The 6512-nt window shown below is 67.3% G+C and carries 7 protein-coding genes and 1 pseudogene; 2 read left to right on the forward strand and 6 right to left on the reverse strand.

Going from position 1 to position 6512, the window contains the following annotated elements:
* Positions 1-81: 81 nt before the first annotated feature.
* Complete coding sequence (locus ACIBEC_RS47350; protein WP_360510151.1) at positions 82-258, reverse strand: GNAT family N-acetyltransferase; 177 nt, start codon at positions 256-258, stop codon at positions 82-84.
* A gap of 56 nt (positions 259-314) precedes the next feature.
* Between ACIBEC_RS47350 and ACIBEC_RS47355 the strand changes: the two genes are divergently transcribed.
* Positions 315-554, forward strand: a complete 240-nt coding sequence (locus tag ACIBEC_RS47355; RefSeq protein WP_396290870.1) for a hypothetical protein — start codon at positions 315-317, stop codon at positions 552-554.
* Positions 555-872: 318 nt separating this feature from the next.
* Positions 873-1091 carry a hypothetical protein gene (locus tag ACIBEC_RS47360; protein ID WP_360510146.1) on the forward strand — a complete coding sequence of 73 codons (219 nt, stop codon included), beginning with the start codon at positions 873-875 and terminating at the stop codon, positions 1089-1091.
* A gap of 598 nt (positions 1092-1689) precedes the next feature.
* On the opposite strand, the gene ACIBEC_RS47365 is transcribed toward ACIBEC_RS47360, so the two are convergent.
* From ACIBEC_RS47365 to ACIBEC_RS47385, 5 genes and pseudogenes are all read right to left on the reverse strand, one after another.
* Entirely contained in the window at positions 1690-2730 is a 1041-nt protein-coding gene (locus tag ACIBEC_RS47365) for a hypothetical protein (protein ID WP_360510147.1), read from the reverse strand.
* 86 nt (positions 2731-2816) lie between these two features.
* Positions 2817-4262 carry a tetratricopeptide repeat protein gene (locus tag ACIBEC_RS47370; RefSeq protein ID WP_360510148.1) on the reverse strand — a complete coding sequence of 482 codons (1446 nt, stop codon included), beginning with the start codon at positions 4260-4262 and terminating at the stop codon, positions 2817-2819.
* 112 nt (positions 4263-4374) lie between these two features.
* Positions 4375-4752: pseudogene (locus ACIBEC_RS47375) on the reverse strand (AAA family ATPase); the annotation flags it as partial.
* Positions 4753-4910: 158 nt separating this feature from the next.
* Entirely contained in the window at positions 4911-5384 is a 474-nt protein-coding gene (locus tag ACIBEC_RS47380; RefSeq protein WP_360510149.1) for a hypothetical protein, read from the reverse strand.
* 419 nt (positions 5385-5803) lie between these two features.
* Complete coding sequence (locus tag ACIBEC_RS47385; RefSeq protein ID WP_360510150.1) at positions 5804-6136, reverse strand: helicase associated domain-containing protein; 333 nt, start codon at positions 6134-6136, stop codon at positions 5804-5806.
* Between the last annotated feature and the right edge of the window lie 376 nt (positions 6137-6512).

Consider the following 6512-nt stretch of genomic DNA (forward strand, 5'->3'; position numbering starts at 1 on the left):
GGGTACTTACGTGGTGCTGGCACTGCTCGTGGTTCTCCTTACGCCTGGATCGTAACCCAGGCTTCAAAGACTCCACGAAGATCAGTGCAGCTCAGTGTGGAGGTGGGTGCCGACGCCTTGGCCCTGCCAGTCGGGCAGGACGGCGAGTTCACAGATGCCGGCGAGGGAGTCGGTGTCGCGCGCGTCGGGGGTGATGGAGGGCAGGAGCTGTTCGCCGTACCAGTCGGCCGGGGGGGGCAGCGGAAGCCGTAGGCGAATCCGACGGCCTGGTCAGCGGAGGAGGCCACGACGAGGGCGAAGCCGTCGTGGCAGGAGTGCGCGGCGATCTGGCGGCGCAGGGTCTCGGGGGTGAAGCCAGCCTCGGCGACGTCGTCGTGACCGATGTGGGCTTGGGCCCAGCGTCCGCTGCCCCGTTCTCATCGTCAGCCCTGCTGAAAGGCCGCGACTCGAAGATATTCGGGACAATCTTCAGGATCGGATCGCCGAAGCTGAACGCGAAGGCTGGCTTGGTGAAGTCGAAGGGTCTAAATGTCAGTCTGGCCGCCGTGAAATAGAAGATCGACCAGCTCGATGCGCAGCAGGAGCAGAAAGCATCGCCCATATTCATCGCGATTCCATCATTTGACAAGATTGGCGCCCGCGAAATCCAGAGAAACTTAGAAGTCAATCACTGATGCCATGACTCCGCATCTTCCGAATCTGCCGCCACTAATGCACCCTCAAGCGGACTAATAGTCGCATCACCGAATCGCGCCAAGATCTTGCCGTGCTAGCTTCTAGCGAAGGGCGCGCCAAGTCGCCTACACAGAAAGCCCCTTGCTCGCGGACGGCTGGACACCTGGCGAGACAAGGGGCTGCGGAAGGACACCATCATGTCGATCCAGATCAACGATCCCACACGCGAGAGCAAGATTCCTGGTCAGGGCCAGGCCATCCTGGTGGTGGTCATCATCGCGATGATGACCACCATGGACGCCTCGCGGATCAAGGCCGCTGCTGCACTCCTCACGGCCCTGGTCACAGCGCTGGCCCAGATCAAGGCCACCATGCCGAGGTTCAACAACCGCCGGAGCGGGCGGCTCGGTAGCTGAGGCCTCGATCCGGGTGAGGGTGCTCTGAGGCCGGCCGCGTCAGTCGGTCAGCCCCAGAGCGACCTCCTGGCCGCTGGCGCGTAGTTCAGAGAAGGCATGTGGGGGGACGCAGAGGTCTGTATTCATGGGCTCTCGGGTACAACATGGAAGTCACGGATCGTTCGCGACTGTGGTCACCAGGCTCTACTGAAGGGGTGATCAACGTGGCGACCTTCTGGCGCCTCATCCGGTACGCGATCGACAGCAATGGCAGAACGCTCCGGCTGTGCTTGGTGCTCGTGGTCCTTGCCGGCACGGGATTCGCGTGGCACCGCTGAACCACCGAGCAGGCCACGGTGCCGCAAGGCTCAGCTAGTTCAGAGAAGACACGTAAGGGAAGTAGGCCAGACGGCCACGTGCCTGACAGATATCCGGGGGTTCGTCAGCCACGTTCGGTACTCAGCCACCTCGGATGTTGCTGCCGGGTTCCTGTTGCCGGACGACGTCCGCAGCGGCGGCTCGTGTCGCACGTCGCGGCGCTCGCGCGGATGCTGGGCTGACGCAGAAATAACGAGGTCCCCCTGCCGGCTCGGGCAGGGGGACGTGGGTCAGGCGGGGGTTACTCTCCCCAGTTGCATCCGGTCTGGAGTGCTTTGCTCGCGTCGTAGGGGACCATGTCGTAGTGCCAGGCTTCCAGGTCCCAGGTCTCGCCGCCGTAGTGGCTGTCGTCCTTGGGGTAGGAGTACGACGCGTGGCAGTACAGCTGCTCGTAGGTCGAGTGCATCTCGCCCTGCGTGGCGTGCGGGAACATGAGCGTGTTGGACCAGACTTGCTTCCAGTTGTCCGCCGGGTCGCTGGAAGCGGTGTCCGAGCTCGAGGTACTCGCGAACGCGGCGTCGGTCGGGGTGACATGCGTGGAGCGCTTGTTCTGGTCCGCCAGGTTCATGTAGACCTCGGTCTTCTTCACCCACTTCGTGTTGGTGATGCCGCCGTAGCCGATGCATGCGGTGTGGCAGCTTTCGAAGGCGTTGGACTGGCCGTCGCTGTACAGGATGTAGCGGCCGGACTGGAAGTTCTGCCGTTTGCCCGTGTTGCTGACTTCGGTGCCTCCGACGTAGACCTCGTTGTATTCGTCGGACGTCGGGTAGCCGTAGAACTTGCTCTCGTACCCGTTCTGTCCCCACCACCAGCCGATGACGCCGTGGACGGCGTGGGCGCCGCTGTACTGGCTCCAGTAGACGGTGCCGCCCTGGAATTGCTGGCGTACGCCGTAGCCGTCGGGGTTCGTGAGCTCGTCGGTGAGGGGGTAGCCCAGATAGCCGCGCTCCCAGCCCAGGTCGGCCCAGTACTGGCGGATCGCGCCCCACACGGCGTGTGCGCCGGTGTCGGGGGTCCAGTAGATCAAGCCGTTGTCGAAGCTCTGGAAGCGGCCGATGCCGTCGGGGGTGCCGAGTTCGTCGTTGGTGGGGCAGCCCAGCGACCGCTGGACGCCGGGGGTCTGGGTGTACTCGGTCCAGATGGCGCCGTCAACGGAGTGGGAGCCGCAGAAGACTTCGGCGGACGCGGGGGTGGCGCCGATGGTGAAGCCGGCAGTGACCAGGGCGAGGGCGACGACCGGGGCCGCCAGGAGCGTTCCGATACGCCTGAGTAAGTGATGCATGTCTGCTTCCTGCCCCCGCCCTGGGTACACCAACCACTTCCTCCAACTGGGGGCCTCGCCGTGCCCAGCCTCGATCTGCCGACCAGTCAACCCGGCATGCGAAGACGCTCGCGCAGCGCCTCGGCTCGGAGGTCAGTGTACGGAGCCAGAAGCATCTCGGCCTCAGTCCGAGCAGCCAGCGCCCGCTCGCTGTGCCCGCTTCGTTCCAGCGCATGGGCTAGGTGGGTCAGGACCGTGGCAACGACGACGGGGTTCGCGTGCTGGCGGGCGAGTGCCACTGCTGACAGATGGAAGTCGGCGGCTTCATTGGCGCGTCCCAGACGTTGTAGGGCCTGTCCGATCCCGTCGTAGATCAGCACCTCGATACGCCTGTTGCCCATGGTCCGGGTGAGATTCAAGCACTGCCAATAGATTTCCAGCGCCTGCTCGCTCTCGCCACGTGCCAGAGCCAGTGCTGCCTGTTCACGCAGGACGCCGTACTCCAGCGCATGGAAGACCAGTCCATCGGCGATGATTGCGGCTGCCGCATGCAGGTGCTCCTCAGCGTCCGCGAGCTGATCCATCTCCCGGAGGGCACTGGCAAGGCTGAGCGACAAGTCGCCGTGCATCCGCAACTCGAGGTCGGCCTGGCGGCAGATTTCCAGAGCTTGCCGTGCCAGGTCGGCCGCTTTCTCAGGCTTCCCCATTTCGCGGTAGGCACTGGTCAGGTTGTCCAGCGCGACGGCGCTCCACCCCTGCTGCCCCTGTTCGCGGGCCAGAGCGAGGGTCCGCTCGAAGTACTCGACGGCCGTGCCCAGCTCGCGCAGCTCCAGGTGAATCCGGCCCAGGCTGTTGGCTGCCTCCAGTAGGCCGAGTTGCTCGCCAATTTGCTGGTGGATGTCGAAGGCAGCGCGGAAGCAGTCGGTGGCCGGCCCCAGTCGGTTGCGCTTCCGATGGGCGTAGCCCATGATCTGGTGCATCGTTGCTTCGACGCGATGGTCGCTCAGGTGCCGCGCTGCCGTGAGACCGAGTCGAGCGGTTTCGAGTTCGTCTTCCACGGCGCTGTGCGCGTCGTGTAGCGGATCCAGCGTCGCGGGCAGTTGCCAGGTGATCTCGTCGAGACCGGCGGCAGCTGTGGTCCGCGCGAGAGCCAGCAGATTGGTCCGCTCTGTGATGTACCAGTCCATCGCCTGTTCGTAACCGGTAAAGGTGAGAGGTTCGACTGCGGGCTCGGGTGGCCCTGCGATCTGTGAGGGGTAGAGGTGCTGGACGTTGCGGACTGCGGCGTCGGCGGTGTGCAGGTACCACTGGGCGACGCGGGTCAGGGCGGTCCGCTGCTGCCCAGGGCTCTCTTCCTGGTGGGCTTGGCCGGCGGCATAGGCGCGCAGCAGGTCGTGGAACTGATAGCGGGTGGGGCCAGTCTGCTCCAGGAGGTGGGCGCCGGCCAGCAGGTCGAGGTGATATCGGATCTGACGGTCTGTGTGGCCGGTGGGCGGCGGCTGCAGCGGTGGCGAACTCAGGTCCAGGGTGCAGGCCCAAGAGGCGGAATACACGCGCGGCTGGTGCGGGCAGGGCGCGGTAGGACCAAGTAAAGACGGCGCGCACCGTGTCCAGGCAGCCGGCGTCGCCCGGCAGCAGCGGTCGCACCTGTCCGACGGTGGCGGCGTTGTCGAGCACCACCAGCACCCGGCGCTCCGCGAGCAGGGAGCGGTACAGCGCCGCCCGCTCCTCCGCACTCGCAGGAATCGCGTCCGCCGCGATGCCCAGGGCGTGCAGGAAGCGCTCCAGTGCCGCTTCGGGGGTTACCGGCGGGCCCGGGTCGTATCCGCGCAGGTTGACGAACAACTGCCCGTCGGGGAACCGGGCGCGCACCCGGTGGGCGAAGCGCACCGCGAGCGAGGTCTTGCCCGCCCCGGCGGTCCCTGCAACCACCACGAGCCGCACACCCCCGCCCGGCGCGGTGGCCTCGAGCGCCTCCAGACGCTCAAGCTCGGCCGCGCGGCCCACAAAGCCGGGCGCCTCGCCGGGTAGCTGACGCGGCACCGGCCTCTCATGCTGCTGGCGCGGCCAGGCGCCCTGCGCCGGGGGTGCGGTGTGGTGGTAAACGACCTGCTGGGCGTGGCCGACGGCGAAGCTGCTGTGTTCGGCGGAGACGGCCGGGTGCCCGGCGGCGGGCGGGGACAGTGTGGTGCCGGGTCCGCTCAGCCCTGGGGCGGACCCGGCAGCGGGGGGTTTCCCAGTGTCACGTCCCCCATCCGAAGGGCGGCCACCGACCCATGATCGGCCCGAACGTTCACGCTCCCGCCCACCGCCGCACCGTGGTCCCCCGCGGACACCACGCCGCCGGTAGCCTGCTCCTGGACCAGGGCCCGCAGCTCTGCCGCGGCGCGCTCACGCTCCGCGCCGGCCACGCCCTCCAACAGGCTCTCGAACCTGGTCTGCCAAGCCACCTGCTGACACAGTCGATCCTGCTCGGCCCCGACCGATGTCGACGCCTGCAACGCGCTGGCGGTACGGTCCAGCCGCTCCAACTCCACGCGCTCGCGCTCACCGTCTTCACGGCTCAGCAACCGGGCGACCCGGGCCCGCAGCCCGTCCCACGCCTGCGTCCCCGCCGCCTGGACCACGGCCGTCCCACCCGCCGTGGCCAACGCCAACAGCGCCTCCTCCAGCATTCCCGCCCTCTCGCTCGCACCGATGTAATAGCCCTTCGACCCTAGCCCCGTAACGGTGCCCTTCGGGGGGCGACTGCGAAAAGACACCACGACCACTGCAAGGCTCGAACAGGGCAAGGGATCTTACGTTCCAAGAGCATCCCTGCCTTTCGGGCTCACCCGTCAAGCGGTGGCCAGGGGCGCTGGTGGGGTTCCTGGTACGCGGCACCGCGCTCCGCCACAACGGTGCCGCCCGGGGAATGTCCTCAGCCGGTCGGCACGGTCGGCGCTCAGCTGCCCTCCGAGTCGCGGCACTGCCGGGGCGCCTCGCGCGCGACGCGGGCCCCGCGTTGCACTCCTGACCTGGCCTTTTCCCTCATCGGATGGGCCGGATACGATGCCGTGTTGCACCTCGACGGCCCGGCCCGCGGGATGTGCCGCTACTCCCACCGCATCCCGAGTTCGGTGAGCCGGGCGGCGCGGTCGGCGGGGATGTCGGCGCGCCTGCGCCGGGAGTTCTCCACGAACAGCCCGAGCCCGATCTGCACGGTGCTCCCGTCGGCCAGGACCAGCGGTTCCTTGTGCTTGCGGGGCACGTTCAGGTGTCCCTCGCGGGCCCGGTACTGGGCGGCGGCGGCGAGGTTCCGGCGCATCCGGAAGCAGGCCGTGGCGACCGTGGCGGCGAGTACGGCGTCGTCGTCGTCCTGCGAGGCGCGGTGCTTCAGAATCTCCCACGCCGTGTCAGGGGCGCTGATCGCTACGAGTGGGGCCACCCGAGCCACGGTGTGTCTGATGGTTCCTACGGGGTCTGCAGCCAGTGTCAGCAGTGCCTGGGCGACCTCAGGGCCGTACTGCTCCGGAACACAGGCAAGTTGGCCGAGACCGCGAGCCGCATCGGCCCGGGGGCCTTGGTGGACAGTCAGGCCGAAGTTGGCGTTCTCCGGGGTGGGCTCGAGCCGGGGGCTTGTTGTCGATGCAAGAAGGAGAGCGCGCGCGTGGGCCAAGGTTGCCGGCGGCGTCTGCGTGCTGCGGGTCCAGATTTCCGCAGCCCGGGCGGAAGATTTCAAGTCCAGTGAGACGGTCGTGACGCTATGAGGTTTGTGGTGCGGGTTCCCTGCGCTTGGCCGGGTCGTTGATCCACGCCGTCTT

It is taken from the genome of Kitasatospora sp. NPDC051164, assembly GCF_044455625.1.
GTDB lineage: Bacteria > Actinomycetota > Actinomycetes > Streptomycetales > Streptomycetaceae > Kitasatospora.